Below are 26,606 nucleotides of genomic sequence, written 5' to 3' on the forward strand. Positions count from 1 at the left end.
ACTCTTCACGGTATTTTATGTATCATTTTCCTGCTTAATTGACCTAGCAAGCCTAAAACCGAGATCGTCTATATGAAATGTAGGATGGCTACGACGGCGACAAGTCGCGCCGCAGCCTCTAGCTGCTTCAGCCCAACTACCACCACGAAAAATTCGGTACGATCCGTACACTTTTTCATCATACAAGTCATAGCACCATTCCCAAACGTTTCCTAACATATCATAAAGTCCCCATGCATTCGGCTCTTTTTTACCGACGTCATGAATTTGTCCAATTGAATTTTCATTATACCACGCTATTTTCTGAAGTTCCCCATATGTATATCCCGTCGTACCTGCTTTACATGCGTATTGCCACTCTGCCTCAGATGGCAATCGGTAGCCGTCAGATTCTATATTACAACTAACCTTTTTTCCATCATCACTAATAGAATAATACGCTGTTAATCCCGCTTGTTTAGAAAGTAAATTACAAAAAGCAATTGTATCATTCCATGAAATATTTACAATTGGTTTATTACTATCTTTATCATTATTTAATGTAGGATTTGTAATGGCATTATATATTTCCATTGTTACAGCATACTTTGCAAGAAGAAATGGTTTTATTTGAACTTGCCATTCTTTTTTTATTCGATCATCTCTTAATACTACCTCTCCTGCTGGAATTTCCATCATATTAGAATCAATCGAGCGAATGAATGTATTCAATAGTATCCCCCCATATTACTTCTTTTTAAAATCTAACTACTTATCTTATCGTACTTCTTCAAAAACCGTTTCACTTCATTTGGAGATTTTAAAATAATCACTTCTTTTCCTTTACTTAATTGATCTAGTCTTTTTAAAATGGCAGGTTTTTTCTTATTCGGATACTCCCATATCCATTTAAAGAATTGTAAATCTAGTCTTTCTTCACATCCGGCACCCATATCCGGTCTTGTTTTATTTCGATATTGTACAATTCTTTTAAAAGCACGATAAACACAAATCGTTCTATGAATATCAAGAAAGATAATTGTATCCGCTGCATTCATCGTTCTATGAATATCAAGAAAGATAATTGTATCCGCTGCATTCAGTCTTAAATCCATCGTCCCGCCATAATTCCCATCAATAATCCACTCTTCTTCTTTAATTAAGTTTTTTTGAACTTTTCTTTGTTCTTCTCGAGGAACACCTTCCCAGTTCGCTTTCCAAAACAATGCATCAAGATGATGCACCTTAATATTTAGTTTATTTCCTAACTGCTTTGCTAATGTAGATTTTCCTGAACCACCAGAACCAATTAATATGATTTTTTTCATATTCATACGGTCCTTACTATAGATTCTTCAATATCTTCCTTATTTGCAAAAATCCAGAAGAACATCTCTTCATTCAACTTTAATAAATTTGGTAACTGAACAAAATAAGTAATAAAGATAACTTGAATAGAAAGCATGACATACCAAATAGATTGTAGTTCTTCTCTCGTTAAAATGCTTTGTTTATAATATCCTTCAAAGATTTTGCTGACAATATGTAACCATTTCCCTCTTCCTGTTTCATCACTAAATAGCTCACTTAATATACTTGTACAGCAGTAGCATAAATCGAATACTCTTACATTGCTTTCTAAAAGTTCAAAATCTATAAATCCTTGAAATTCATTGTCATGAAAAATCACATTCGATAAGTGCATATCACGATGAATAATTTGTTTTGGTAGTGGGTGAACCGTTTCCTTCAAAACTGTACGTATTTGATCCATTTTTCGAACGACATTCCGATGGACAGATGCATTCTTTTCTAAAATTGGTAAGGCCCATTTGTATACCACTTTATACAATTCTCTTTTTATTAACTCGTTAGCACTATTCACTGAATGTAGTGCTTGATGTAAATTAGCTACCTTCTCTCCAATTGTACTTCCTAGCTCTTTTAGCTTTTCTGTATCTTTTATTTCTAGTACACTTCCACCAATATATTCGTACAAACTATAATACTTCTCTTTATAAAATACGTACCTTTCATCATTTCTCATTTTTACTATTTTTTTACTTTAACTCCTTTTTCATCAAGCTGTTCTAATACATTTAGTTCAACTAGAAAATGTTTTATCGATCCCTTTTCCTTTAAAATATACGCTTTATTATTACAGTAAATCTTCGTTACGTTTGGTTGAACTTCAATAGTTGTGATATCTTCATCTTCAAACCAAAACTTTGCAATTTCTAATATATCCTCCATATACAAATACCCCTTTTAAAATTCACTTATTTCTTCCGTAACATAAACTCACAAAGCATTCCTATCCCAACACCAATTGTATAAGCAACTACATCGCTCCACAAAAATCCGTAACCTAAAACGAGTCCCCCTATAGTCGTTGCACGAATATTATCAATCCAAGGTGCATGGTACAATTGGCTAATTTCAATCCCGTAACAAAATATTAAACTCATAAAAGCTAATTTCTTCGTTTCTATTTTAGGAAACAAAAATCCGAATCCAACGAAAATCATTAATGCCCATAAAGCATCACCTAAGTAATCATTTAATAAATGAGGTAACGCAAAAGCAAACTTTTTAGAACTAAGACCTAACATAATAACAACTATAGTAAACATTACATATAGTAATTGATTTCGTTTTATATTCATTTCAAAAGCTCCTAATTCATCATGTAAAACTGCAAATAGCTAGTAAAATACAATCATTTTACTAGCTATTTATTACTTGCTTTCATAATAAGAAAATGTGGATTTGTACTTAAATAATGATATGATTTTCTGTCTACTTCTCTCATCTTTTCAATCGGCTTCGGTTCCACTATTTTTTCTAATACAAAATAGTTTGTTGTTTCATTGATTATGTCTTGGAGCGACCTCCTAAAAAAACTAACTTCTATTGTAATATTTGGTTTAACCCAAGTATCTACTAATAATTGTTTTTCAAAATAATCTTCACATGTAAACTTTGTGAAATCCATAAAAGGATGATGAACGGAATATATAAGTTCTCCACCCGGCTTCAATACGCGCTGAAACTCTTGAAATACTTGCGTCCAATTTTCTAAGTAATGAAGAGTTAACGAACTTACAATGATATCATACGTATTATTTTCAAATGGCAATGTTTCTTGCAAATCGTGACAAAGGAACGTTGCTTTTTCTACCATACTTTCTTTTACGGCTTTTACCATTTCAGGACTTATGTCAATTGCTGTAACGTTAGCCCCTCTTCCTACGAATTGAGAAGTATACCATCCAGCGGCACATCCAGCATCTAGTATTCTCTTCCCTTCTAGTTCCCTTGGAATAATCTCCATCATCGCAGGTCTTTCATAATAACTATTATATGGATTTGCCAAATCTATATTTTCTTTATATGTACTCGCTAATTTATCATACGTATCTTTGACTGCGTCTTTCATTATATCCACCCCTAATACATATTAATCTATTAACTCTTGCTGCTTTTTCTTTGAAAATGATTGTAGTACTAACTCATACGACCAATCGATCATTTTATTAATTTGCTCCTGTTCTACTCCCTTATGTATATACACTGTATTCCAATGTTTCTTATTCATATGATACCCTGGAATTATTGTGTCTGGATAATCTTCTCTTATTCGTAAAGCGAGCTCAGGATCACATTTTAATGTAATCGCAGCTTTTTCACCTTCTTCATGGTTCACTATCGCAAATATTTTATTATTGAGTCTCATACATGTTGCACTCCAGCCATCTGGAGAATCCTCTGTCGCTTTTCTTTTTGATAAACAATATGCTCTCGTTGCATTCATTTTAAATGGCACCTCTTATTCTTTCACTATTTGTTTACGATGCATCACAATTTGCTTCGTCGCTTTAAATTGCTGTTCCCCATAAAACTTTATGAGTTTCTCTCCGCAAAATAGACTAACAATATCAATATGAGATATCTCTTCCAGTAACATTGTAAGCATATTCTCTCCAATACCTTTATTTCTTACACTTTCATGTACGACAACATCTTCTATGTACGCTCGAAAAACACCATCTGAAACGACTCTAGCAAACCCAATTAACTCATTTTCTTTCCATACCCCAATTGCTATGCTATTCTTTAACATTTTTTCAATATCGATTTCTTTTCTTTCTGGCCACCAACCGACAGAGTCGTAAAGCTTCTTTATTTTCTCTGCACAAATTGGTCGTTCATGTTGTAATTTATACGTGTACATATTCTTTCTCCCATCAACTAGTATACATAATATTATTATAATCTCTTTTCCAAAAAGTGTTGACTATACCCTTTCGGATGATCTTCAACGACACCATATTCTCGGTAGCCGTGCTTTTTATAAAATTCCGGTGCTTGGAAACTAAATGAATCTAGTAATATGAGTCTACATCCTTTTTCCTTCGCAATGTCTTCGATTTTATGTATCAGTTGACTTCCATAACCATCATGACGAACGGATTCATCAACCCATAAAAAATCGATATGAAGATGATAAAAATACATCGTTCCTGTTACGCCGCCAAAGATTTTCCCTTCCTCACCTTTCACTACAAGGCTTACTTGTTCCATCGGATGCTTTACTTCATCTGTTAAGATGGACATATTATATTGAATGACTTTATTTCTAATGTATTCTCCTTCATTACGAGTACCATTCTCTATGTGTTTCATATATATTTCTTCCTTTCAACTTAGTAAATTACATCTAATTTTTATTTCGCCTTTTTAAAATACTAATGAATACAAATCCACCATATGTAACAAAACACGAAAAACCAATTATCCCAGGTACAGAGACATAGCCTGTTCGTACATAACTTATAACTGCAAAACTAATAATTAACATTATTATAGATGGCCAAAATATTAGAGCCGTTTTTCTTCGTCTCTGTTTCGATGTACGTTCTTTCTCTTCAGAAACACGTGTACCAAAAAGCGATACAATACAAATAAGAATCGCTGCAAAGTAAATGGTATCTAATGATAAATTGTGATCATATAGTGCGATTCCAACTTCAAGAGCAATAATCGTTACAATTAAAATAATAATTGTTGAAGTCTTTAAGTTTCGTTTCAATCGCTCACTCCTAGCATGCTTTCACTATATGCTTTGTAAATGTATTTCAAAGCTGTTGCAATAGTTTCATCAACCTCTATATTATGAACTCGCTCGGGTAAATCTTTTCCCCCAATTACATAAAGAAATGGGAATTCGTTAAACATTCCCATTATACCAATATTTATTGTAGCCGTGAGCAATCCACCTGTCATATGAGCTAAATGAAAATACGGTATACTTTCATAGCCCCCTTGTTGTCTTACCATTCCATTGATAATTGGTTCCCATACTGCTGGTTCTACTTTGTAGCCTTGAAAAATATGTACTAAAAGCGAAAGAACTTGATTTAATTCTCCAACATTTTTCTCATCTCTAGCATTCTCTTGTATATAAATTTTTGAAAAATACGTTTGGGCATTTATTTTCACAGCATCCCATCCACCGCAGTGCTTTACAACCGAGTGAGCAATATAACTGTCGTGACAAGCTATCATCACTTCTACTGCTTTACTAAGTGTTAAAGTACTTCTTCCTTGTAGATGCGGATATAACTGTGCACTATCTTCATGTGGATGAAATTTAATGTGATGAAGTATATCATTCCAATTACGTTTATTTTCCTTCACCATTTGTGCTGCTACAAATCCAATTACTACTTTTGCTGCCGATGCTAATGGAATATATAATTCACTATTATATGAAGTAATTATACATTCGTTTTTTGTAGAATAAATAGCTACTCCTACATGACCAACTTGTATCTCTTTCATTTTTTGAATGACAGTTTCCATTTCCATTCCTCTTTTCACATCGTTATATCACCTTCTAATAATTCAATATGGAATATAAAAAACCTTTTTTGACAGGTTATATTTGTAATGACAATTAGAAAAAGGTAGCATGAATTACTCCTTGCTACCTAAAACATTCATTTTCACGAAAAACTTCTAATCTTCTATAGGATTTTCAGGCCCGTTAAGCTCCAATTGATAAAAGGTTAAATCTAGCCATCTATTAAACTTATAACCAGCTTTTTGTATTGTTCCGGCATGAACAAATCCATAATTTTGATGCAAGGCTATACTTTTCTCGTTTTCCGCATCGATTCCAGCAATTAAGGTCATATATTCTCTTTCTTTTGCGGTTGCGATTAATTTTTCCATCAAAGAGGATCCAATGCCATTTTTTCTATATTCCTTATCAACATACACAGAATGTTCAATTGAATATTTGTAAGCAGGCCACGCTCTAAATGGGCCGAATGTCGCAAATCCCACTACTTTATTATCTAGTTCGTATACGAAAATTGGATAGCCATCAGCTTTTTTTTGTTCAAACCATTCTATTCTATTTTCAAGGGTTACAGGTTTATACGCATATACAGCTGTTGTATAAAGTATCGCATCATTATAAATGTCTAAAATATATGCTACATCTCTTTTCGTTGCTTCCCTGATCATCGTTTTCTTCCTTCCCTAATGCTTATCTTCTTTCACTATATTTTTAATAATTTTATTTTACCGAAATTTCTGTTTTATTTCCACATACGAATACTTGATTTTCGGAAACCATCAAATATATTAATCGCAGCGGACAACGTATAAATGATAATTCCACCGCCAACTAACCTCGTTTTAAATCCTTCTAGGGAAATAGTAAACACATTTGCCAAATACGTAATAAATCCTTCGTTAAATATATGTGGATTTACTACAATTACAATGAATACTATCGTTCCGACTACTTGAAGAATACCATTTCCGATTGCCAATCTTTTCGTCCATTGTCCTTGTACTAACTTATAAAGAGATATAGCTACTTCAAAAACGATCATAACCAAAATAATTGGCCAATATTGAAGTAAAACATCTTGATTAAACGTTGGCGCGATAAACTTCAGTCCGTTTTCCGTACCATTATATACGCCTACAAGATGGTTTGCATAAAAGTAAAGGGTAGCCCATATTGCTGTCCACATTAAACCTCCAAAAACTTCAAACTTTGAGATTGCCTTTTTCTTCGGGATATACGAGATATTTTTCAAATCATCTGGCGTCCATTTTTTTAAACTTGTTGTTAATGGGTGTGGATCCTTTTCTTTATCAGTTCTTTCTAAAACAGCAAAAACAAGTGTCAACCAGAAAAACACATGGAGGCCTACTTCAACAATTTCCCCAATGCCTTTACCTATCAATTTTAAAATAACATCTAATACTGCTTGATCACCAGTATAGCCTATAAAATTTTCTGCAACCATTGCAATGAGTGCGATAACAGCTGCAATTGGTATAATCATTTTTAATAACGTCGTATATACATCAAAATAACGTGGTCCAATTAAATGCATCGGTCTATCCAAATACCCATTAGCCAATGAAACCGGACTTCCCAATTTTTCGAGAACGCTCTTCACATCATCCTCATTATAATCGCCATAATCGTCTGGTAACATATCCTCTATTGTCGACCGTAGCTCAAGCGTAATATCTTCACGATTTTTTTCAGGTAATCTCTTCGCCACTTCTTGGACGTACATATCAATCAAACTCATTCTCGTCCTCCTCCTTTAATAGGTTATAAAGTTCTTTCGAATCCTTTATCCACTCCTTTTTCAATTGTAAAAATATCTCTAGTCCATATTCACTTAAAACATAATACTTACGAGGTCTACTCTCCGTTTTATCCCAACTACTCGTAACTAGTTTCTGCTTTTCTAATCGACGAAGTAGTGGATATAAAGTACTTTGATCAATTGTAATCCCTGATTGCTCCAATAATTGGACAAGTGAATATCCATACTGCGGCGTTCTTAATTGGCTTAAAACCGCTAATGTCAATGTCCCTCTTCTTAACTCAGTAATTAATGAATTTAATAAAGTATCCATTCACCCACCTCATTTTTATTACTATATGTCATACAGTATGTGTTTTATACTATGTATCGTACAGTATTCGTGTGACAAAAACAATCATCATTTACCAAAAAACGGATAAAAAAAGCACAAACTATACGATTTGTGCTTTTCTAGCTAACTTATATATTTATAACACGCTTAACTTTGTACCTCTGGTAATATAAACTCTCCTTTTTCTTTAGGAAATGGGATAACCCCTACAATCGACCCAACATTGATTACTCCATATACATGCGGGTATTCTTGACCATTTGAAGCAAGTTCATATTTTATTTCTGCTTTTACCAAGGATGGATTTATTGTAAGTAATAAAACCTCTTCTTCATGAAAGAAATGTTTTTCTGCAACCTTTAAAGCTTGTTCAAATAATGAACAATGAATAAACCCCTCTTTTATAAGTGACTCTTCATGAATTTCTCCAGTTGTTTTTGCGATTTCCCATTTTCTTTTTGTTATTACTTTTGTAATCATAGCTTTTCCCCTTTTTTAATATATGTAATGATATAATAACACTAAAATTTCCAACAAATGATTAGTTGATTGGAGAATCTTAATGGATAAAAAATTAGAAGAGATCATTGTAAAATCATTTTTTACTAAGCGCCTTCAAAATAGAGTACTATTTGAGCTTTCTTCTTCAAAAAAACGTAAAGATGCGATCGGTCGACTTTGCCATAATTACAGAACTACGTTACGTGAAGAATATATGATTGAAATTCCTAAGCCTAATTCTTGTCCAATTGATATAGGAGATCTGTTAAAAAAACATGGGGCTGTTGATTCTTGTTACGCCATATCATGGGACACAAAAATCGATGGAAAAACACTCCCTTTGCTGGACGCATTAGAGGCTGCTGTTGGAATGGGAATGCCTTCTATTCTATACTCAATTACAAATCAAGTTGCGTATTTTGAAGCAGAACAAGAAACACTTCCATCACCAAGATTTATACTTAAACGCACATATTAATGCATATAACTCCATTGCACTTTTTTTACTTTATAATATTATTTAAATAACCGCTCAGGTCGTTAATTCATCTAGCTTTTAAATATAAAAAAGAGGATTTTCATACCCTACTAGAAAATCCTCTTTTTACATTTATTTTAATCCTTTAATTAAAGGCGACGCTTCACCGCTATGGAAAATCCATAAATCATGCAGTGATCTCGTACATGCGACATACAGTAACTTCGCATCATGCTTTGTATTTTTATAATGTTCTTCATCAACATCCATTAGAATTACAGCGTCAAATTCTAAACCTTTCGCTAAATATACAGGTACTACTGAAATACCACCTTCATATTTACTTTGATTTGCTTCAATGACATTTACCGTCAATCCTGCATTCGTTAATTTCTCATACATACCGCGGCATTCATCATCTGTTCTACCTATTACCGCAATTGTTTTCACATCTTCATTTTGCAAATGCTTTATTGTCTTCAAAACTTCAGTGAATTGATCTTCTGCATGGATTACTTTTACGTCTTCACCGCTACGGAAAACTGGTGTTGCGAGCCCCACTGGTATTTCTGCATTTTTAATAATTTCATTTGCGAATTCAATAATTTCTTTTGTAGAACGATAACTTCTAGTCAATTCAAAATAACCTGTTTCTTGGAATACTTCCTTAAATGCGTTCCAATCTTCAATTCCTTGGTAATCATAAATCGCTTGCGATAAATCACCTAATATAGTGAAAGAATTACCTAGTGTAATTTCTTTTAATACATACACTTGAAATGGCGAAAAATCTTGCGCTTCATCAATAACGACATGATGAAACTTCTGACCGATTTCAATACCTGTTATGCGATGATGGATGTAAATTAAGGCAGGTAAATCTTCTACATACACTTCTTTTTTACGACAACTCTTTTCTGTTTCTTTAACAAGTTCTTCAGGTAAAACTTCGAGTATTTCTTTACTTTTCAATATTGAACTATACAGTGAAAGAGCACTCATTTTTGACCAAAACTTCATATATGTGTTCAATCTCTTAGTCGCTTCTTTTTTGAGCAATTTTTTCTCGTTCGTTTCCCCAAACTTTTTAAGTTCAATTTCAATCCAGCGCTTCATGCGGCCTACTAAACGTTCTCTTCTTTTCTTTAGTGGATAATGTTTATATTCAACTTGCATCCATTTTTTAATGTCTTCCACTGGAATAATCGCTTTATCCCACGCCTCAAAATCGTTTGTCGGAACTAAGTCATTTTCAAATTGAATCATTCTCTCTTCAATAAACGCCTTAAATTCCAGTGTACCCTTTAATTTACCGAGCATTACCTTACTTTCATCACGATTAATTGAAAATGCTTCTTTCAATTTCTCTTCTGTTTGCTTTAGTTTCACTGAATCATCTAACGTACGCAATGCCCAATCTGGAAACGTTGTTTGACTAATATTCCCTACCCCTAATTCAGGCAGTACACTCGAAATATAATCTAAAAACAAGCTGTTCGGAGCAAATACAATCATTCTTTCTGCCTCTAACTGTTCACGGTATTCATAAATTAAAAAAGCAAGGCGATGTAAAGCGATTGTTGTCTTTCCGCTCCCTGCAACCCCTTGAATAAGTAATGGTAAATTTCTTTCCGCTCGAATAATATCATTTTGTTCCGATTGAATCGTTGAAACAATATCCTTTAGTTTATTATCTTTATTCTCACCTAATCGATATAGAAGAAAATCATCGGCATGCGATACATCTTCATTTCCTTTCACATATGTATCAACAACACGTTCAAGTTCTCTTTTACGAATGGAAATGTTTCGTTTTAAATACACATCACCTTCAACTAACCCATCTGGTGATTGATAAAACGCTAGTTCTTCTCCACCGGTAAATGAATAAAACATACTTGCGACAGGCGCTCGCCAATCGATAACAATTGGTTTCATCGTGTCCTTATCTGAAACACCTACTTTACCGATATAAATCGGCATAACTTGTTCTTTTCCATCCTCTTGAAAGTCTAGTCTTCCAAAATACGGCTCTTCCACACCGATACGTAAGTTCTGTCTATTTGACTCCCTCATGCTTTCAAGAATTTGCTCTTTAAAATCTTCTCCATAATAAACCGGGATTTTTTCAAGCTGTTCTAATTGATCATCCATCGTATGTAAAGTATCCCTCATTTTTTGTAACTCATCTTCAAATATGTTGCTCATTTCGACGATTCCCTCCTGTCCGTTCTAATTTTTCAGTCGAAATACAATTGTATTAAAAATCCATTCGCAAAGTCAATAGTTCTAGTGAGAATTTTCTAAAATATAAAAGAGTAACTATTAATTCCTACTCTGCTTTGCTTTAATTCGATATAACATATTTAAAACATTCTTTATTAATTTGAGAAGTTCAATTAAAAGAAACAATAAAAAGCAGATAATGAAATATTTCATTATCTGCTTTCCAATTTTATATAGTTACTTCTATTATACTTTTTGATATAAAAGCCAATCCCCAGAATCAATCACTTTCTTTAACATCTTTTTATCCTGAGCAATATACACATACGCATGTATTTCCGTATCAGCAACATACACTGTTTGCGTTATTCGGTCATATAAATCAGTCTCTGCATTACCTGTATATTCTTCTAGTTCATCTAACTTATGCAAAACATCATCATTTACTTCATAAACTTCCCCATATACCTTTACTTCATTAGAACAAATCATGGCCGGATATCCTTCGTTTGTATCAAATAATTCCCCATACGTCCATGCTCCGTCTGCGATGCATGTTGCACCTTGCATATAATGAGCATTCGTTTGCCCTCTTCTTAACGTGCCATAAACGAAAACATGATACATAAATCCCTATCCCCTTTATATGTCTCTACTTTCTTATTTGTAAATAAGCACGGATCATAAAGTAACTCACTTCATTTGGAAGCTGTTCTTTAATAGATTTCAAACCACCTTCTGCATTTTGTACAGCAGTTTCTATAAGAGATTCATACTCTTTTGGTACAAAACTTTGCCAATCTACTTCCATCCCATCCTCAAAAGAGCGAATTAAATGGTTTTCAATTGTTTGTCTTGATAGATCACGTTCTTTTGCAATCTCATTTAGGTCAATTCCTTGTTTATACATTTCATACGTTTCCAAATGAGAATTCGCTGAAGCTTTTCCTGATTTTTTACGCTCAGAAACAACTTCTGTCTTAATTGTTTCTGCATAGTTTGGATTTTCATCAATAAAATGCTGAACTGCTTGTAAGAAGTGCGAGCCATACTTCACAAGTTTGTGTTCTCCAATACCTTTTACTGTTAACAGTTCGGAATCATTTCGCGGCATTTTTGCACACATATCTTTTAATGTTTGGTCAGAGAAAATAACGAACGGAGGTACACCTTCTCCTTGTGCGATTTCTTTACGTACTTCACGCAACACTTCAAATAAAGGATGATCTTGGACGATTTGTCTCGTCTCTACTCGTTCTTTTCGTAGAACATTCTCATTACCAAGTAATACTTCTTTCCCTTTTTCCGTTACTTTTAATGTCGGATACGTACCATGTTCAACTGCAATTAACTCATCTGAAATTAAAAACTCTATAAAGTCACTCACTTCTTTTACACTACGGTTTGATAAAAGGCCATACGTTGGTAAAGTATGAAAATTAAATTCAATAACTTTCTTATTTTTCGATCCAGTTAATACTTGTGCAATCATTTGTTTTCCAAATCGTTGGTTCGTTCTAATCATACAGGATAAAACCATTTGTGATTCTCTCGTCACATCGATGCTCTCACGGTCGTCCGTACAATTACCGCAGCGTCCACAATCTTCTTTCGGTTCTTCTCCAAAGTATTGCAAAATGAATGATTGTAAACATTGTTCTGTATGACAGTAATCAGTCATATTTTGCAATTTTTCAAGTTCATTCGAAAAACGTGATTCTCCTGTTGATTGATCAATTAAAAAGCGTTGTACTTGCACATCTTGAGAAGAATATAACAAAATACATTCACTATCTAATCCGTCACGACCAGCACGTCCTGCTTCTTGATAGTAACTTTCCATATTTTTTGGCAGCTGATAATGAATAACGTAACGAATATTCGATTTATCAATACCCATTCCAAATGCAGATGTCGCTATCATTACACTTACTTCATCTCGTAAAAAGAGTTCTTGTTGCTCATTTCGATCATGATCACTCATACCAGCGTGATATTTTGATACCGAAACTCCCGCTTTCATTAAATCTTCATACAACTGATCAACTACTTTTCTAGTAGCTGCATATATAATCCCTGATTCCTTTTGATTTTGACGAATATAATCTGCTAAATAAGCATTACGATCCTGTCCTTTAATGACAGAAAATGATAAGTTCTCACGCTCAAAAGTTGTCATAATTGTATTTTCTTGATTAATTTCAAGCGTTTTGCAAATATCATCACGTACTTGCGGAGTTGCTGTCGCTGTTAACGCTAATACGAGCGGTTTTTCTGGGAGATAATCTAGTATACGATGTATATGTAAATAACTTGGACGGAAATCATGTCCCCACTGCGAAATACAGTGCGCCTCATCAATCGCAATCATCGGGATTTTCATATCGATAAGTTGATCAACAAACTCCATTGAATCAAGACGCTCAGGAGCGACATAAAGTAACTTATAATGCCCTTGTTTCGCTAATTGAATTCTATGATTAGCTTCTGTCATTGAAATAGAACTATTAATATACGTAGCGGATATACCGTTTTGTATTAGTGTATCTACTTGGTCTTTCATAAGTGAAATCAAAGGTGATATTACTAACGTCGTTCCTTCGAATACTAATGCGGGAATTTGATAACAAATTGACTTACCTCCGCCCGTAGGCATAATGCAAACTGTATCTTTCCCCTCTAATACATTTTTAATTGTTTCATCTTGCCCTCTTCGGAATGACGAATAACCGAAATAAGACGCTAAAAGTTCTTGTGCTTTTGTAAACAAAAAAGATTCACCTGCTTTTCTTTATCTTTCATCTACTTCTATTATATCATCACTTATGCGACTTGAAAGCGATGAATAAATGCTTATTGTTTTTTCATTATTCTATATTTCTCCTCGTATTTAATATTAATTAGCATCGGTGTTTTGTATGTTTCACAACATTTAAAACATACATCCATTACACATGAAGAAAGCATTTCAATTTTAATATTCATTTTATTGCCCTTTCTTGAATACTACTAATCGTATACATATAAATGCAGGAGGTTACTATATGAAGCATCGTAATATGGGTTCCATCAAAGCAAAAACAAAACAACTCCAATTCTCTAATAATGATGCGTGGAAATATGAATCATATTATAAGTACCAGCCATTATTTTCTTATAGAAATTTTTTGAATTTTCTTTCTCAACTTTTTAGACGTTAATATATGCGCAAAAAATAGATCATTCACAGAAGTTTTCTCAATATGAAACGTATAGACTTACTACAATTCAGTTGCTACCATATATAATAATCTGTTGGATAAACCCCTTAAGTTGACCTGCTCATATTAGCAGGTCTTTTTCATGATTACATATTTCTGTGCACTTCAATTTCACTTCCAAGTCTTTTCTCCATTTTATAACCAGATTTAAATCCCAACAATTCATGATAATCATAAAAAGTAAAATATAAATTGTTCACATGTAATTATGCAATTCTTTTTTCTCAATACACAAAACGCATTTTACTTGTTACTATAAAAGTACTCTAGATGAGTTTTTGCTCATCTACATTATCTAGTTAATGGGGCCTGCCGCGGGAAGCAGGTCCCTTTGACTTTATTAAAGTTCCATTTTCATTTGGACACATTTACCAGGTTTTTTTAAAAGAATTTTATGATAATATTACGTAGTCGAGTCCGACATCTCGGCAATACCCTTTAGAGGCTCTGCAACTTCCCTTGCAGAGCCTCTTTTACTTCATATTCAATTTATTTATATATATCACAATATCATTCATTGAATTTCTCCGTTTCAAATTACCTGAAAATTATCTAGGACACGTAACTAAAAATAAATCTTTATCATACTTTGAGTTATACATGTTCAAAGGAGTGTTACTTTTTATGTATTCTTATTGGCAATCGTATTACTCCCCCTATCATAACCTTTATGTAAACTATGATTTATCCGTACGTAACTACCGAATAAGTAAAAACGAGAATTTTTTAAAAGGATATATGCGTTCTTTATGGGAACAACATGTCGCTTGGACGAGATTGGCTATTATAAGTATTGTCTTTAATTTACCAGATGTTAACGTTACTGTTGGACGGCTTCTACAAAACGCAACACATATGGGACTATCACTTGAGCCCTTCTATGGCGAGGATGCAGTAAAGAAATATAGTGCATTAATTAAAGATCATTTAGTAATTGCAGCCGATCTTGTGAAAGCCGCAAAAGCTGGTGATCAAAATGCAGCTGCCGCTATAGAGAAGAAATGGTACGCTAATGGTGATGAAATTATTGAATTTCTTCACAGTATCAATCCATATATAGATAAAGAGGAATTTAGAAAAATGTTTTATGAACATTTAGCACTAACGAAAGCAGAAGCGCTTGCCTTCCTAAATAAAGATTATGAAGCAGGAGTAAAACTTTACGATAAAATTGAAAAAGAAGCATTAGAAATGGCCGACATGATAACAAACGCAATCGTAAAACAATTCCCGCAAGTATTTCAATAAACTGAGACGTTAACCAGTGATGGGTTTGTACATCCCCACCGATTACTAACCCAGACCAATCAGGGTTTCACGAGCATTTTATCTCCCGCCTAACTTCTCTACTTAAGCTGAATTTCAAGGTGTGATTCTTACTTCTCGTCAAATGCGGGATAAAAATAAGCATAAGCCGATTTCAAAAAAAAATCGGCTTATTTAGCTTTCTCTCAATGTTATTTCGCCTCTCCTCTTTACATTTAACGTATATCGATATATTTTATTTATATCCGTTTTTTATAGGAGGAAATAGTTTGATTAACGCCATTGGTCTCGTATTTATACTCACAAATAAACACGAGAAAAAGAAGAAAGTGTATTTGAATGAAAAATTTGCATTAATAGACATTATTGATTCTAAAGAGGTAATTGATGATGAAGGTAACTCATTAGTAGAACTCACTTGTAAATACAGTATATATTTAGATGAAAAATACTACTGTAAATCTCTCGATGATTATACTGGACAAGTATTCCCCTTTTTAAGCGCTAAAATAGGAAAAGGACTTCTTAGAAATTTAAATTATTACTTTTCTTACGTTGATGCCTATGATAAAAAACCACCTGTTAAAGAAATAAGACCGCTTATGAAACAAGTAACGAACAGATAACAATAATCATTCAAAAAGAAAGCATCTAACTTCTGATGTTTTCTTTTTTGAATCAACAACTTGTTGCCTTCCATCCTCTTCTAAATGTATGTATCCAGGCATACTTTAAATTAAAAACATTGGAGGATTAGACTGAATGAAATACTCAGAAACAATTGTTAGTAAAAGACTTCGAACACTAAAAATGTCTAGTATGTTTATCATACTAGTTTTAATCGCCTGGCTTGGATATACAAAATTACTTTATGAAAATGGATTTCTTCAAGAAAAAAAGAATTCAGTAGAAGTAATGAATACTAGCATTACAGGAGAAATTGAACAGATTTTCCATGTGAATTTACAAGGTTATCGTAAAACAAACATTGATGCCGTTATAGCTGAAAGTAAAACCGACCCGAGCGAACTATCCTTACTTGAGCTCGTTAATACATCTTGTTCACGAGATTGCATAAGTGAACCAATAACATACGTAAACGCAAACAATGGCTATATTTTTTATAAAGAATCTGGCGGAACTAATGTAACTATAAAAATTAAAAAGCGAGATACATGGGAAATTGAAAAAAAATTAGTTCAAGTTGGAATATAAAAGGTTCATACACAAAAAGAGTACTTACTTTAAAGTAAGTACTCTTTCAAAAAAATTACCACTTGCGGCATTTATCGTCATCATCGTCACGCTTACGATTGCAACGGCAATCATCACAATCACAATCACAATGACGTTTACGTCTACAGCAGCAATCGTCACAATCTCTACGTCTGCATCTTCCAAACATTAGATCATCCCAAAATCTATTACAATCCCCGAACTGTCTACAACGACAATTGTTTCCCATGAATATGACTCTCCCTTCAATGGCATTTATCATATTCTATGTTTGAAAGTATAAAAAGGCTTGTTTACTAGTCTATTTTATATGTATTATAAATAGTTTCATTCATATAACTTTGTATTACAAATCATTTTCAGCGCCTTTTTTCTAAGGCTATACTTCTTTCTGCGCTTCCACAGCCCCCTTCAACCTCTGCAGCATATACCCAATCCCTTTACATCCTTCTAACGGATATGTAATGATTTCTTCTGGATATAACTTTGTGACTACTTTTTTATGCTTCTTTCCCGCAAGCAAAACAATTTCGTCAAACTGTATTAAACCTTTATCAATCATCTGTTTTTGTAGTTGCTCTATACTAATAACTTCATCACTCTTCGAATCAAATGCAAGATCATAGTTTTCTTGTACAATATCATTCGGCTTTAAAAATCCATGCTTTGCTGATAAAATAACCCAATCATCAAAAAACTCAGTTGCGTACGCCTGACATGCTTTCCCGAAAGGACTAATATATACATTCTTCGCCTCAGTAGGTCCATAATCTACATACTTATCCCAGATTTTCTTCTTTCCACATGGGATTATACATAATCTTTTCATCTATATTTCTTACCTCTTTTCTTCCTTATGTTAAATCAATTATTTCATACATTTCCCTCGCAAAATACTATATAATAATTCCAAACGTCACAATTGAATATTTTACCATATTTATATCGATTTCCACTCATATTTCACTTCTTTTCAGAAGCATAGTCCAATTTTTTTCGTTCTACATCTACGTAGTACACTGCACTCTTTACAAATATAATACTACTTCATAAACATTTTGTGAGCTTAATCTTTAAAACGAATCATATAAATTGTAATATATTAATATATTTATTTTATTGTTTTTTTAAAGGAGGTGAACAATAATGAAAAATATTATCCCTGCACTATTCGTCTATTTTATCGTTTGTGTTATTGTTATGATTGTTCCAGCATCTGAAGGCTATAATTCTATTAGTTGGAAGTTGTTTGTTGGGCAAGCGTACGCAATACCCATTTTCCTCATTACTGCTGTTATTACATTTTATATAAACAGGAAAAAGTCTTACGAATAAAGTGAAACTTTAATCCGTGAGGGTTTTCTTCATCCCCCACGGATTATTGGCCTTCACCAATCGGGCTCTTACGGACAGTTGATCCCTCACCTAACTTCTTTACTTTCGCTGAACTTTGAGGTAATGCTCTTACTGTCCGTTAATGCGGAATAAACAGTTATAAGGATAGCTAATGCTGTCCTTATTTTCATACCAGTATCCTATGTAACAAATAAAAAAGACAAGTAGCCATCCGACTACTTGTCCTTTTTGTTAATCAGTACTGAATAGTATTAAGCTTGGAATGCTTCAGTTAATACTGGTACGATTTGTTTTTTACGAGATACAACACCTTTTAATGTAGCTGTATTGTTTTCTAGAGATACGTTGTATGCTTTCTCAACAACGTTTGCTGCTTTACCGATCGCAAGACCGACAGAATCGTTAGTTAAGATATCAGTTACAACGAATAAGAATAGGTCTAAACCTTTTTCTTCTACTACTGCAGAGATAACTTTTTCAAGTTCCGCTTGGTGTACAAGAACGTCGTTAGTATCAACAGCGTTTACTTGTGCAATTTCAACTTTCGCGTTAGCCATTTGGAATTCTTTAGCATCAAGAGAGATTAATTGCTCCATTGTTTTTCCGCTTAAGTCAGCACCAGCTTTTAACATTTCTAAGCCATAGCTATCTGCATCTACACCAGCGATTTCCGCTAATTCACGAGCTGCTGCTACGTCTTGTTCTGTGCAAGTTGGAGATTTGAATAATAAAGAATCTGAAATGATTGCAGATAACATTAAACCTGCAACTTCTTTACGAATTATAACGCCATTTTCTTTGTACATTTTGTTTAAGATTGTAGCTGTACATCCAACTGGCTCACAACGGTAGTAAATAGGATCGCTTGTTTCAAAGTTAGCAATACGGTGATGATCGATTACTTCTAACACACGAACAGATTCGATATCGTTAGCACTTTGTTGACGCTCGTTATGGTCAACTAAAATAACGTTGTCCACTTCGCTTGCAACTGTCTCAACAAAACGCGGTCCTTCTACTTTAAAATAGTCTAACGCAAATTGAGTTTCACCGCTGATTTCGCCTAAACGTACAGGCTCAGCATTCATTCCTAATTCTTTTTTCAATTCTGCATAAGCAATTGCAGAACAAATTGCATCTGTATCTGGGTTTTTATGCCCGAAAACTAGTACTTTTTCCATGTTTTCCACCTCTTCATGAAAAGGATATCTTAAAGAAGCAAATATGACAATATTTAAAGCCGAATTTTTTATAAATAATTGTACTTTCCTCTATATTTTTCATAAAAAAGATCATCTAAAATGAATTAGATGATCAAAATGTATATTTAATTTAAAATAGTGTAGGAACTTGCACTGCATTGTTAAACGCAAAATTGGAATTTAAACCATTATTCACAAGGTTCACATCAATAACTTGATAAAATGCATTTCCAGTGTCCGCAATCTCCCAAACAGCTAAAATAAGATGGTAGCCACTACGATCAGTTGGTACATTTGCTTCATGCGTTACTGTTGTCCCCGGTCTAACTCCGCCATCATTTTTCACATAGAACGGCACTACATCTAAACTAGACCTTGTTAAAGGCATATTTGGATTCCAATCCTTCTTTGTAATGTAGTATTTCCATTCTTTCGTACTATGAGGAGCCGTTAGTTTCCACTTGAATGTATTCGTCCCGCCGTTTAACGTAACTTTCTTCCACCTATCCACTGATTGAGCGTCTAAAGCAGGAAAATGACCAGCACCTGCAATTTGTCCATCAGAAGGTCCTAATTGCGGAAAGCCGCCTATTCCTTCTACACTTTGTGGTTCATATTGAACTGGACCGCAATTTACATTTACCCCTTGCTTACATAAATAAGATCGGCTCGCTGGTGATTCTACATACCCATGAGCTGAAGCCTTTTCTGAAAATCCAAATGTTAATAATCCCGTAAGTAATATCCCACCACTTAACATAACCTTTTTCATCTTTTGTAAACTTGTCTTTTTCATTCTTTCATCCCCTTCCCAAAAATGACACGAAAATAACTATAGTTGCCTAGTCATCTTCTCTACATCCATTATAAGTGGAAGAGCATTACTAAAAGAACCCTCTAAAAACTTTCTCAAATACGTTTAGCTACAAAAATATCAATTCTTCACGTATATTAATTACCAGTTATCACATCTATTATTTATTTTGTCGTTTTATTGTTAACTACTTACAATTACATATCACAGTGTAGCGCTTAAAAAAGTTTGATTACATTAACTCTATAAACCTAGATAAAATAATAAATAGAAAAAGTGGGTTTTGAAAAAGATTGATTATTACTTGATCCTTGTGCCATTAAAGCGTGCAATTACGAATTTGGCAAAGGTAGTCTAGTTATCAAATAGCCCTCTCCCTCTCAGATTTGCGGAAACTGGCTCCTTTCCTATCTCACGTGCCCATATAGATAACTGGCCGATATGATGGATTTCGTGGACAATGACATGGCGTATTAACTCTCCGTGTGTACATTCAATGACTCGGCGCCTAATTGGTGCGTCTCTTGAGTTAATCGGCTCTTCCTTGAAGTCAGCTTTTGAAAGTTTCCGAGAATCCATTTCATTTGTCCAAGAAGTCACAAACGGCTTCACTTTCTCGCGGTATTGAGCTGAAAGATTTTTCACTTTTTGTAAGCTGGCATACTCTTCAAACACTGGTTCCTCAGGGACTGATTCGCCGCGCAACCCTAAGATCCACATATATTCCACATCTACAATGTGAAATAGGGTATGTAGTATACTGCCGAACCCACCGATCCGTTTCTTTACTAGTTCTTCAGCCGACATGTCTTCGCACCATGTAAACCAATCATCACGAACTTGCCAGTTATATTGAAACAGTTTCAACATCACAGCAACCTCCATCTTTTAGATTAATATTTACTATTCACCAAATGGCTTCAAAATCCCTATTTTAATACTACCTCTTAAAAACCTGTTAAACTCTTATATAAACTGGACTTCAAATTGAACGTTCAATTTGAAGTTAAAGAATGAAAAGAAAAAACTAAATCATTTTATAATAAATAACCGTTGCATCTAACTCACCATCCGGAGAAATTGCATACCCCGGTATTTTACCGGATTCTTGAAAGCCTAATGACTTGTACAATCTATTGGAATGATCTCCTTGTCTAGTATCTAATACTAAAAGAGATCTGTTTTCTAGTTTCGCTCTTTCCTCTGCTTTTTGCATAAGTGAACGTCCAATACCGTTACGTCTAAAATTCGGATGAGTCATTAACTTGCAAATCTCAGCTCTATGGGTCCCGTTAGGCTTTGTAACTAAATGTAATTGAACACTTCCTGCCACTTCATTGTTTATTTTAGCAACATACAATATTACTTCTGGTGCTAATACCGCTTGCCAATAATTTGTTGCTTCTTTTTGTTCCAGTGGAGGTAAAAAACCAATTGATGCCCCATCATCTACAACCGTTGTCAAAAGTTTAGAAAGATCTTCAATCTCATTTTCTAGTTGCTTCATTTCTTCAATTACTAAATTTCGCATTACTTTTCCCCCTTTTGTTTTCATTTTAACAATTTTTATAGCAGGAATAATTAAATATTAAGATGAAATTGATTAAGATACGATTTTTTAGAGAAAGGATCACTATATGAAATATATATTAGACAGGAAATACGCAAGAAAATTACTGGATTGGGCATATGAACAAAACCCAGGTCCTTGGTTCGAACATTCAATTCATGTTGCCAATGCAACTGAAAAAATAATTGTAGAACTTATAAAAAACGGGTATGACTTAGATGTTGATATAGCATACAATGCCGCTCTCCTGCATGATATAGGAAGATATAAAGGTTTTACTAAATCTGTTATTCATTCCTATGATGGTTACATGTATATGAATGATTTAGGGTATACAGGAAACGCCGTTATATGTGTGACGCATTCATTTCCTTGCAAAAATGAGCATATAGATATCGCAGCAGAGTGGAGCCTTGTTCCTGATTATATGAAAAGCCGGTTAATTGAAATATTGAATGAACATAGTGACTATGACTTATACAATAAAGTAATTACTCTTTGCGACGCTCTCGCTGATGCAGATGGTTTTACTACGCTTGAAAGAAGATTGGTTTCTGTTGGTTTACGTCATGGCACAACCTCTCATACTTCTTTACATTGGAAAGGATTCTATACAATTAAGAATGAATTAGAATCTTTAATTGGGAAGAGCATATACACCCTTCTCCCTGATGTAGAGAAATCAATTTATAAGAATACAGAATATTAAAACAATCATAACTTAAAAACGATACAATTTGTAAGTATGCTTCTAAAAAACTCATTTAAAAGTGGAGGGATTACTTATTAGTAAAATAGGATTTGACTTAATAAATCATGAAGGTAACTTAAATATTGGATATGAAGATATAGTTGATATCTCTAGGAAATGTAAATTTTCTAACTGTTCACATACAAATGAACCACAATGCGCGGTTAAAAAAGCCATGTCTGATGGAATTCTTTCTGAAGAAATATTTAAAAATTATTATAGACATTTAAACGAGGCACAATATGTTTCTAAGCAAAGAAATAAAACAAAAGCTATCGACTATATGAAGCAATTGAAACTTTTTCAAAAAATTAGGATAAACTAGAAAACCCTCCTTAAAATATTATTTTAAGGAGGGTTTTCTAGTTTAATGACTTTGATTTTTTAATTCCACCATACACTCTTGTACTAAAGTTACTGCTTGACTCATTGCAGCTCCGCCAGCAAACGCGGTCGAAACACCAGAAGCTTCTAAAATTTCTTTATCAGAACATCCTTGGTCAATACATCCCTTTGTATGATAAATCGTACAATATTCGTCTTGTGTTGCTAAACTAATCCCTAATGCAATAAGCTGTTTTTCTCTTTTAGTTAATGCACCCTCCTGAAAACACGCTTGTGTAAAAGCGTTATAGGTTTCTGCAATTTCAGGAATTTGTTGTGTGAAATTTCCAATACCTTCTTTGTAATGAAGTAATACATCATTTATAGAGCCAAATTGTTGATTTTCCATCGTATATCCTCCATTCATTTTATTTACACTTACTTTAGTATGAGATAAAATGAATGATATATACAAATACTCACTTTAAAAATAGAAAGAATTTTCAGTTTATTAAACTTTTAAATTTACACGTTTACAGTTTCAGCCCATCATCCACCGACATTTTTTCTTTAGAACTTTTCCTTTCTCCCTCTTTACTTCGCTCTTCCCAAATCGTTAAACCTTCCATTCCTACTTTTTTAGGATCAAATACTGGATCTTTCCCTTCTTTTTTCTGCGCCTCATAATCTTTTAACACTTTTAATGCGGTTTTGCTTAATAATAGGATTGCAATAAGGTTTAACCATGCCATACTACCGATTCCTAAATCTCCAAGATTCCATAAAAGTGAAGCTGATTCTACGCTACCGATGTATACCATAATTAAAAATCCAATTTTTAAAACTGGTTTTAACCATCCATATTTCAATCCACGATCTAAATAAGTGAGAGTCGTTTCTGCGATATAGTAATAAGCAAGCAAAGTTGTAAATGCGAAGAAGAAGATTGCGATTGAAATAAATATTGGACCAAATCCAGTCATAACAGTTTCAACTGCTTGTTGTGTATAAATAGGACCTGCTTCTACATTGCCTATATTTTGTACAATTGCACTTTTCCCTTCAGGTATAACATTGTACATACCTGTTATTAATATCATAAGCGCTGTCGCTGTACAAACTACAATTGTATCGATATATACAGAAAACGCTTGAACTAACCCTTGTTTTGCAGGATGCGATACTTCTGCAGCAGCCGAACTATATGTTGCCTCTCCAACACCTGCAACGTTTGAAAACACCGCTCGCTTTACACCCCATGCAATTGCTGCACCAACGATCCCGCCAAACATTTCATTTACACCAAATGCACTTGAGAAAATTAAAGCAAACATACTTGGAATTTCCGTTACATTTGCAATTAAAATGATGCATGTAACAATTACATAGCCAATTGCCATAAAAGGTACTAACATTTGTGACACACCAGCAATTCTTTTTACTCCCCCAAAAATAATCGCTGCTAGTAACACAACTAAAAATATACCTGTTACATATTTACTAATACCGTTAGAGTTTTCAAATCCAACAGCGATACTACTCGATTGAATACCTGGTAATAAAACGCCGTATGAAAGTGTTACAACTACCGCTACAATGACTGCAAACCATTTCATTTTTAAACCTTTCTCAATGAAATATGGTGTACCACCACGATATTCATTTCCTACTTTACTTTTATATACTTGAGATAATGTTGATTCAACAAATGCGCTAGCGGCTCCTAAAAGTGCCATCACCCACATCCAAAATACAGCGCCCGGTCCCCCAAAAGCTATTGCTGTTGCTACCCCTGCGATATTACCTATTCCAACCCTTCCTGATAGAGCCAAACAAAATGCTTGGAAGGATGATATTCCAGTCTCTGAACTTTTCCCTTCAAAAAGTAGCTTAATCATCTCTTTAAAATAACGAATCTGTAAAAAACGAGTCGCAATGGTAAAATACACTCCTGCTCCTAATGCGAAAACAACTAAACCTATACTCCATACTTGCCCCACTAACCACTCTACTAACTTTTCCATCCAAATCCCCCTTATCATTCTTTTGAAAAAGTAATTTTCATATAAGAAAACGGACAACCTTTATCCCACATTCCAGTTGTCCGCTTCTCATACTATTTCATCATTCTTTTATCTCACTATTCATCGTCTGCAAGACTCTCACAAACTAGTTTTTCACTTAATATTTACCCAAACGCTCTTCACTTCTGTATAATTATCAAGCGCATAGGAACCTAGTTCGCGCCCAATACCAGATTGCTTATATCCACCAAATGGTGCAGCTGCATTTTCTAAGTTATAATCATTAATCCATACTGTTCCTGCCTTTAATTTATTGGCAACTTGATGTCCTGTTTTAATATTTTGTGTCCATACGCCTGCTGCAAGTCCATATGAAGAGTGATTTGCCCTTTCGATTACCTCTTCTGTTGAATCGAATGGAAGTACAACGACAACCGGTCCAAAGATTTCTTCCTTAACAATTGTCATATCATCAGTAACATTTGTGAATACGGTTGGCTGAACAAAATAGCCTTTTTCAAATGCACGTTCACCACCAGCTGCAACAGTAGCACCTTCCTTCTTTCCTTGTTCAATATAATGCAGCACACGCTCTTGTTGTTTTTTAGATACGAGTGGCCCCATTTCTGTATCAGTTTCCATCCCAGCTCCAAGTTTAATATTATTTGCCCTTTTTACTAACTCTTCTACTACCGTTTCATAATGCTTCCGATGAACGAATACGCGGGATCCCGCACTACAATTTTGGCCATGATTATACATAATCCCTTGGAATGCACCATTAATCGCTTCTTCTAAATCAGCATCTTCTAAAATGATATTTGGTGACTTACCACCAAGCTCTAACGTTACATGTTTAATTGTTTCTGCAGATTGACGCATAATATATTTTCCCGTAACAGTGGATCCTGTAAAAGCAACTTTATTAATATCATGATGATTCACTATCGCAGCTCCTGCTTCAGGGCCAAAACCTGGTACAAAGTTTACAACACCGTTTGGAAAACCAGCTTCTTTAAAAAGTTTTGCTGTATATAGCAACGATAAAGGTGTTTGTTCTGCAGGTTTTAATACAATCGTACAACCAGTTGCAAGTGCAGCTCCCATTTTCCAAGAAGACATAACGAGCGGAAAATTCCACGGAATAATTTGACCTACAACACCAACTGGTTCATGGCGTGTGTAATTTAAGTAATCTTTTGAAATCGGAATTGTTTGTCCGATAATTTTTGTAGCCCAACCTGCATAATAACGGTAGTTTTCAACCGTCGCTGCAATATCATCTTCAAGTGCTACTTGATATGGTTTTCCATTATCTAATGCTTCTAGCTGTGCTAATTCTTCTTTATGTTCTTCAATTAAATCCGCTAGTTTATATATAAGATGTGCTCTTTCAGCAGTAGTCATTTCTGTCCAAGGGCCTGATTCAAAGGCCAATCTCGCAGCTTTTACTGCGACATCAATATCTTCTTCTTGTGCTTCACATACGACAGCTAGAACATCCTCTGTTGCTGGATTATATGTTTCAAACGTCTTCCCGCTAATAGAAGGAACAAATTCACCATTAATAAACATTCTAATCTCTTCATTTAAAAACGCTTTTACTTTTGGTTTTAGCTCAATGTTTGTCGTTAACATA

32 protein-coding genes and 1 pseudogene are annotated in these 26,606 nt (G+C 34.0%); 7 read left to right on the forward strand and 26 right to left on the reverse strand.

Annotation, left to right across the window (positions count from 1 at the left end; all coding sequences use genetic code 11):
* Nucleotides 1-15 precede the first annotated feature (15 nt).
* The 14 genes and pseudogenes from DPQ31_RS13585 to DPQ31_RS13650 form a co-directional block, all read right to left on the reverse strand.
* Nucleotides 16-711 (reverse strand): formylglycine-generating enzyme family protein, encoded by a 696-nt coding sequence (locus DPQ31_RS13585; protein ID WP_106080550.1) that lies wholly within the window; start codon nt 709-711, stop codon nt 16-18.
* Nucleotides 712-743: 32 nt separating this feature from the next.
* Nucleotides 744-1,307: a DNA topology modulation protein gene (locus DPQ31_RS13590; RefSeq protein WP_208732037.1), complete on the reverse strand. Its 564-nt coding sequence runs from the start codon at nt 1,305-1,307 to the stop codon at nt 744-746.
* Between the two features lie 2 nt (nt 1,308-1,309).
* Nucleotides 1,310-2,232, reverse strand: a pseudogene (locus DPQ31_RS13595) (phosphotransferase enzyme family protein).
* Between the two features lie 26 nt (nt 2,233-2,258).
* Nucleotides 2,259-2,645, reverse strand: a complete 387-nt coding sequence (locus DPQ31_RS13600) for a ribosomal maturation YjgA family protein (RefSeq protein ID WP_098711333.1) — start codon at nt 2,643-2,645, stop codon at nt 2,259-2,261.
* A 65-nt stretch (nt 2,646-2,710) separates the two neighbouring features.
* Nucleotides 2,711-3,418 (reverse strand): class I SAM-dependent methyltransferase, encoded by a 708-nt coding sequence (locus tag DPQ31_RS13605; RefSeq protein ID WP_087969250.1) that lies wholly within the window; start codon nt 3,416-3,418, stop codon nt 2,711-2,713.
* Between the two features lie 21 nt (nt 3,419-3,439).
* Nucleotides 3,440-3,793: an MmcQ/YjbR family DNA-binding protein gene (locus DPQ31_RS13610; RefSeq protein ID WP_097957303.1), complete on the reverse strand. Its 354-nt coding sequence runs from the start codon at nt 3,791-3,793 to the stop codon at nt 3,440-3,442.
* A 15-nt stretch (nt 3,794-3,808) separates the two neighbouring features.
* On the reverse strand, nt 3,809-4,213 hold the full coding sequence (locus DPQ31_RS13615) for a GNAT family N-acetyltransferase (RefSeq protein WP_087969248.1): 405 nt from the start codon (nt 4,211-4,213) through the stop codon (nt 3,809-3,811).
* Between the two features lie 35 nt (nt 4,214-4,248).
* Nucleotides 4,249-4,665 carry a GNAT family N-acetyltransferase gene (locus DPQ31_RS13620; RefSeq protein ID WP_208732038.1) on the reverse strand — a complete coding sequence of 139 codons (417 nt, stop codon included), beginning with the start codon at nt 4,663-4,665 and terminating at the stop codon, nt 4,249-4,251.
* A 34-nt stretch (nt 4,666-4,699) separates the two neighbouring features.
* Nucleotides 4,700-5,071, reverse strand: a complete 372-nt coding sequence (locus tag DPQ31_RS13625) for a hypothetical protein (protein WP_000828017.1) — start codon at nt 5,069-5,071, stop codon at nt 4,700-4,702.
* The gene (locus DPQ31_RS13630) at nt 5,068-5,844 is read right to left on the reverse strand and encodes a serine hydrolase (RefSeq protein ID WP_208732098.1); all 777 of its coding nucleotides are present in this window, start codon (nt 5,842-5,844) and stop codon (nt 5,068-5,070) included. Before DPQ31_RS13630 ends, DPQ31_RS13625 begins: the two co-directional genes overlap by 4 nt.
* Nucleotides 5,845-6,000: 156 nt before the next feature.
* Nucleotides 6,001-6,513: a GNAT family N-acetyltransferase gene (locus DPQ31_RS13635; protein WP_098711335.1), complete on the reverse strand. Its 513-nt coding sequence runs from the start codon at nt 6,511-6,513 to the stop codon at nt 6,001-6,003.
* A 74-nt stretch (nt 6,514-6,587) separates the two neighbouring features.
* A complete protein-coding gene (locus DPQ31_RS13640; RefSeq protein WP_208732039.1) occupies nt 6,588-7,604 on the reverse strand; it encodes an HAAS signaling domain-containing protein in 1,017 nt (338 codons plus the stop codon).
* Nucleotides 7,591-7,938 (reverse strand): PadR family transcriptional regulator, encoded by a 348-nt coding sequence (locus DPQ31_RS13645; RefSeq protein WP_000380297.1) that lies wholly within the window; start codon nt 7,936-7,938, stop codon nt 7,591-7,593. The genes DPQ31_RS13640 and DPQ31_RS13645 overlap by 14 nt, the downstream gene beginning before the upstream one ends.
* A 168-nt stretch (nt 7,939-8,106) precedes the next feature.
* Nucleotides 8,107-8,439 (reverse strand): DUF952 domain-containing protein, encoded by a 333-nt coding sequence (locus DPQ31_RS13650; protein WP_098711337.1) that lies wholly within the window; start codon nt 8,437-8,439, stop codon nt 8,107-8,109.
* Between the two features lie 82 nt (nt 8,440-8,521).
* Here DPQ31_RS13650 and DPQ31_RS13655 point away from each other — a divergent pair, with 82 nt between their 5' ends.
* Complete coding sequence (locus tag DPQ31_RS13655; protein WP_098711338.1) at nt 8,522-8,938, forward strand: hypothetical protein; 417 nt, start codon at nt 8,522-8,524, stop codon at nt 8,936-8,938.
* A 132-nt stretch (nt 8,939-9,070) separates the two neighbouring features.
* Here the strand turns inward: DPQ31_RS13655 and DPQ31_RS13660 are convergent, their stop codons facing one another.
* The 3 genes from DPQ31_RS13660 to recQ all read right to left on the reverse strand — a co-directional run bounded on the left by DPQ31_RS13660 (nt 9,071) and on the right by recQ (nt 13,934).
* Nucleotides 9,071-11,146 (reverse strand): HelD family protein, encoded by a 2,076-nt coding sequence (locus DPQ31_RS13660; RefSeq protein WP_098711339.1) that lies wholly within the window; start codon nt 11,144-11,146, stop codon nt 9,071-9,073.
* Between the two features lie 264 nt (nt 11,147-11,410).
* A complete protein-coding gene (locus DPQ31_RS13665) occupies nt 11,411-11,791 on the reverse strand; it encodes a gamma-glutamylcyclotransferase family protein (RefSeq protein WP_000274911.1) in 381 nt (126 codons plus the stop codon).
* A 25-nt stretch (nt 11,792-11,816) separates the two neighbouring features.
* Complete coding sequence (recQ, locus tag DPQ31_RS13670) at nt 11,817-13,934, reverse strand: DNA helicase RecQ (RefSeq protein ID WP_098711340.1); 2,118 nt, start codon at nt 13,932-13,934, stop codon at nt 11,817-11,819.
* A 1,114-nt stretch (nt 13,935-15,048) separates the two neighbouring features.
* On the opposite strand from recQ, the gene DPQ31_RS13675 reads away from it, so the two are divergent.
* The 3 genes from DPQ31_RS13675 (at nt 15,049) to DPQ31_RS13685 (ending at nt 16,905) form a co-directional block, all read left to right on the forward strand.
* Nucleotides 15,049-15,672 (forward strand): acetylglutamate kinase, encoded by a 624-nt coding sequence (locus DPQ31_RS13675; protein ID WP_140158513.1) that lies wholly within the window; start codon nt 15,049-15,051, stop codon nt 15,670-15,672.
* Nucleotides 15,673-15,959: 287 nt separating this feature from the next.
* Entirely contained in the window at nt 15,960-16,316 is a 357-nt protein-coding gene (locus DPQ31_RS13680; protein WP_000606238.1) for a hypothetical protein, read from the forward strand.
* A gap of 136 nt (nt 16,317-16,452) precedes the next feature.
* Entirely contained in the window at nt 16,453-16,905 is a 453-nt protein-coding gene (locus DPQ31_RS13685) for a hypothetical protein (protein ID WP_098711341.1), read from the forward strand.
* 55 nt (nt 16,906-16,960) lie between these two features.
* Here DPQ31_RS13685 and DPQ31_RS13690 read toward each other — a convergent pair whose 3' ends face one another.
* Both DPQ31_RS13690 and DPQ31_RS13695 read right to left on the reverse strand, forming a co-directional pair.
* Nucleotides 16,961-17,155 carry a hypothetical protein gene (locus tag DPQ31_RS13690; protein WP_261797517.1) on the reverse strand — a complete coding sequence of 65 codons (195 nt, stop codon included), beginning with the start codon at nt 17,153-17,155 and terminating at the stop codon, nt 16,961-16,963.
* A gap of 150 nt (nt 17,156-17,305) precedes the next feature.
* On the reverse strand, nt 17,306-17,755 hold the full coding sequence (locus DPQ31_RS13695) for a DUF6884 domain-containing protein (protein ID WP_097952465.1): 450 nt from the start codon (nt 17,753-17,755) through the stop codon (nt 17,306-17,308).
* Between the two features lie 317 nt (nt 17,756-18,072).
* On the opposite strand from DPQ31_RS13695, the gene DPQ31_RS13700 reads away from it, so the two are divergent.
* Nucleotides 18,073-18,261, forward strand: a complete 189-nt coding sequence (locus DPQ31_RS13700) for a DUF4017 family protein (protein WP_000789481.1) — start codon at nt 18,073-18,075, stop codon at nt 18,259-18,261.
* 272 nt (nt 18,262-18,533) lie between these two features.
* On the opposite strand, the gene ppaC is transcribed toward DPQ31_RS13700, so the two are convergent.
* The 4 genes from ppaC to DPQ31_RS13720 form a co-directional block, all read right to left on the reverse strand.
* Nucleotides 18,534-19,463, reverse strand: a complete 930-nt coding sequence (gene ppaC / locus DPQ31_RS13705) for a manganese-dependent inorganic pyrophosphatase (RefSeq protein WP_097957313.1) — start codon at nt 19,461-19,463, stop codon at nt 18,534-18,536.
* Between the two features lie 151 nt (nt 19,464-19,614).
* Complete coding sequence (locus DPQ31_RS13710) at nt 19,615-20,280, reverse strand: lytic polysaccharide monooxygenase (protein WP_000753785.1); 666 nt, start codon at nt 20,278-20,280, stop codon at nt 19,615-19,617.
* Nucleotides 20,281-20,652: 372 nt separating this feature from the next.
* Entirely contained in the window at nt 20,653-21,168 is a 516-nt protein-coding gene (locus tag DPQ31_RS13715; RefSeq protein WP_208732041.1) for a DinB family protein, read from the reverse strand.
* A gap of 157 nt (nt 21,169-21,325) precedes the next feature.
* Complete coding sequence (locus DPQ31_RS13720) at nt 21,326-21,829, reverse strand: GNAT family N-acetyltransferase (RefSeq protein WP_208732042.1); 504 nt, start codon at nt 21,827-21,829, stop codon at nt 21,326-21,328.
* A 106-nt stretch (nt 21,830-21,935) separates the two neighbouring features.
* Between DPQ31_RS13720 and DPQ31_RS13725 the strand changes: the two genes are divergently transcribed.
* Nucleotides 21,936-22,577: an HD domain-containing protein gene (locus tag DPQ31_RS13725; protein WP_000874099.1), complete on the forward strand. Its 642-nt coding sequence runs from the start codon at nt 21,936-21,938 to the stop codon at nt 22,575-22,577.
* A gap of 61 nt (nt 22,578-22,638) precedes the next feature.
* Nucleotides 22,639-22,944 carry a ribosome small subunit-dependent GTPase A gene (locus tag DPQ31_RS13730; RefSeq protein ID WP_208732043.1) on the forward strand — a complete coding sequence of 102 codons (306 nt, stop codon included), beginning with the start codon at nt 22,639-22,641 and terminating at the stop codon, nt 22,942-22,944.
* A gap of 42 nt (nt 22,945-22,986) precedes the next feature.
* Here DPQ31_RS13730 and DPQ31_RS13735 read toward each other — a convergent pair whose 3' ends face one another.
* The 3 genes from DPQ31_RS13735 to DPQ31_RS13745 all read right to left on the reverse strand — a co-directional run bounded on the left by DPQ31_RS13735 (nt 22,987) and on the right by DPQ31_RS13745 (nt 26,605).
* Nucleotides 22,987-23,352 (reverse strand): carboxymuconolactone decarboxylase family protein, encoded by a 366-nt coding sequence (locus DPQ31_RS13735; protein ID WP_315969885.1) that lies wholly within the window; start codon nt 23,350-23,352, stop codon nt 22,987-22,989.
* 124 nt (nt 23,353-23,476) lie between these two features.
* Entirely contained in the window at nt 23,477-24,967 is a 1,491-nt protein-coding gene (locus DPQ31_RS13740) for an alanine/glycine:cation symporter family protein (protein WP_000413790.1), read from the reverse strand.
* 153 nt (nt 24,968-25,120) lie between these two features.
* Nucleotides 25,121-26,605, reverse strand: coding sequence for an aldehyde dehydrogenase family protein (locus DPQ31_RS13745; protein ID WP_098711345.1), 1,485 nt, complete (start codon nt 26,603-26,605; stop codon nt 25,121-25,123).
* Nucleotide 26,606: the final 1 nt, after the last annotated feature.

This window comes from Bacillus sp. COPE52 (assembly GCF_003355115.1).
Lineage (GTDB): Bacteria > Bacillota > Bacilli > Bacillales > Bacillaceae_G > Bacillus_A > Bacillus_A toyonensis.

Excerpts from the sequence above, each read along its gene's own strand:
- DPQ31_RS13710 (WP_000753785.1), bottom strand. The coding sequence starts at position 20,280 with ATGAAAAAGACAAGTTTACAAAAGATGAAAAAGGTTATGTTAAGTGGT.
- DPQ31_RS13655 (WP_098711338.1), top strand. The coding sequence starts at position 8,522 with ATGGATAAAAAATTAGAAGAGATCATTGTAAAATCATTTTTTACTAAG.
- DPQ31_RS13720 (WP_208732042.1), bottom strand. The coding sequence starts at position 21,829 with ATGCGAAATTTAGTAATTGAAGAAATGAAGCAACTAGAAAATGAGATT.
- DPQ31_RS13615 (WP_087969248.1), bottom strand. The coding sequence starts at position 4,213 with ATGTACACGTATAAATTACAACATGAACGACCAATTTGTGCAGAGAAA.
- DPQ31_RS13735 (WP_315969885.1), bottom strand. The coding sequence starts at position 23,352 with ATGGAAAATCAACAATTTGGCTCTATAAATGATGTATTACTTCATTAC.
- DPQ31_RS13685 (WP_098711341.1), top strand. The coding sequence starts at position 16,453 with ATGAAATACTCAGAAACAATTGTTAGTAAAAGACTTCGAACACTAAAA.
- DPQ31_RS13605 (WP_087969250.1), bottom strand. The coding sequence starts at position 3,418 with ATGAAAGACGCAGTCAAAGATACGTATGATAAATTAGCGAGTACATAT.
- DPQ31_RS13620 (WP_208732038.1), bottom strand. The coding sequence starts at position 4,665 with ATGAAACACATAGAGAATGGTACTCGTAATGAAGGAGAATACATTAGA.
- DPQ31_RS13695 (WP_097952465.1), bottom strand. The coding sequence starts at position 17,755 with ATGAAAAGATTATGTATAATCCCATGTGGAAAGAAGAAAATCTGGGAT.
- DPQ31_RS13700 (WP_000789481.1), top strand. The coding sequence starts at position 18,073 with ATGAAAAATATTATCCCTGCACTATTCGTCTATTTTATCGTTTGTGTT.
- DPQ31_RS13675 (WP_140158513.1), top strand. The coding sequence starts at position 15,049 with ATGTATTCTTATTGGCAATCGTATTACTCCCCCTATCATAACCTTTAT.
- DPQ31_RS13690 (WP_261797517.1), bottom strand. The coding sequence starts at position 17,155 with ATGGGAAACAATTGTCGTTGTAGACAGTTCGGGGATTGTAATAGATTT.
- DPQ31_RS13610 (WP_097957303.1), bottom strand. The coding sequence starts at position 3,793 with ATGAATGCAACGAGAGCATATTGTTTATCAAAAAGAAAAGCGACAGAG.
- DPQ31_RS13640 (WP_208732039.1), bottom strand. The coding sequence starts at position 7,604 with ATGAGTTTGATTGATATGTACGTCCAAGAAGTGGCGAAGAGATTACCT.
- DPQ31_RS13650 (WP_098711337.1), bottom strand. The coding sequence starts at position 8,439 with ATGATTACAAAAGTAATAACAAAAAGAAAATGGGAAATCGCAAAAACA.
- DPQ31_RS13600 (WP_098711333.1), bottom strand. The coding sequence starts at position 2,645 with ATGAATATAAAACGAAATCAATTACTATATGTAATGTTTACTATAGTT.
- DPQ31_RS13715 (WP_208732041.1), bottom strand. The coding sequence starts at position 21,168 with ATGTTGAAACTGTTTCAATATAACTGGCAAGTTCGTGATGATTGGTTT.
- DPQ31_RS13590 (WP_208732037.1), bottom strand. The coding sequence starts at position 1,307 with ATGAAAAAAATCATATTAATTGGTTCTGGTGGTTCAGGAAAATCTACA.
- DPQ31_RS13665 (WP_000274911.1), bottom strand. The coding sequence starts at position 11,791 with ATGTATCATGTTTTCGTTTATGGCACGTTAAGAAGAGGGCAAACGAAT.
- DPQ31_RS13630 (WP_208732098.1), bottom strand. The coding sequence starts at position 5,844 with ATGGAAACTGTCATTCAAAAAATGAAAGAGATACAAGTTGGTCATGTA.
- DPQ31_RS13745 (WP_098711345.1), bottom strand. The coding sequence starts at position 26,605 with ATGTTAACGACAAACATTGAGCTAAAACCAAAAGTAAAAGCGTTTTTA.
- DPQ31_RS13725 (WP_000874099.1), top strand. The coding sequence starts at position 21,936 with ATGAAATATATATTAGACAGGAAATACGCAAGAAAATTACTGGATTGG.
- ppaC (WP_097957313.1), bottom strand. The coding sequence starts at position 19,463 with ATGGAAAAAGTACTAGTTTTCGGGCATAAAAACCCAGATACAGATGCA.
- DPQ31_RS13635 (WP_098711335.1), bottom strand. The coding sequence starts at position 6,513 with ATGATCAGGGAAGCAACGAAAAGAGATGTAGCATATATTTTAGACATT.
- DPQ31_RS13660 (WP_098711339.1), bottom strand. The coding sequence starts at position 11,146 with ATGAGCAACATATTTGAAGATGAGTTACAAAAAATGAGGGATACTTTA.
- DPQ31_RS13740 (WP_000413790.1), bottom strand. The coding sequence starts at position 24,967 with ATGGAAAAGTTAGTAGAGTGGTTAGTGGGGCAAGTATGGAGTATAGGT.
- DPQ31_RS13645 (WP_000380297.1), bottom strand. The coding sequence starts at position 7,938 with ATGGATACTTTATTAAATTCATTAATTACTGAGTTAAGAAGAGGGACA.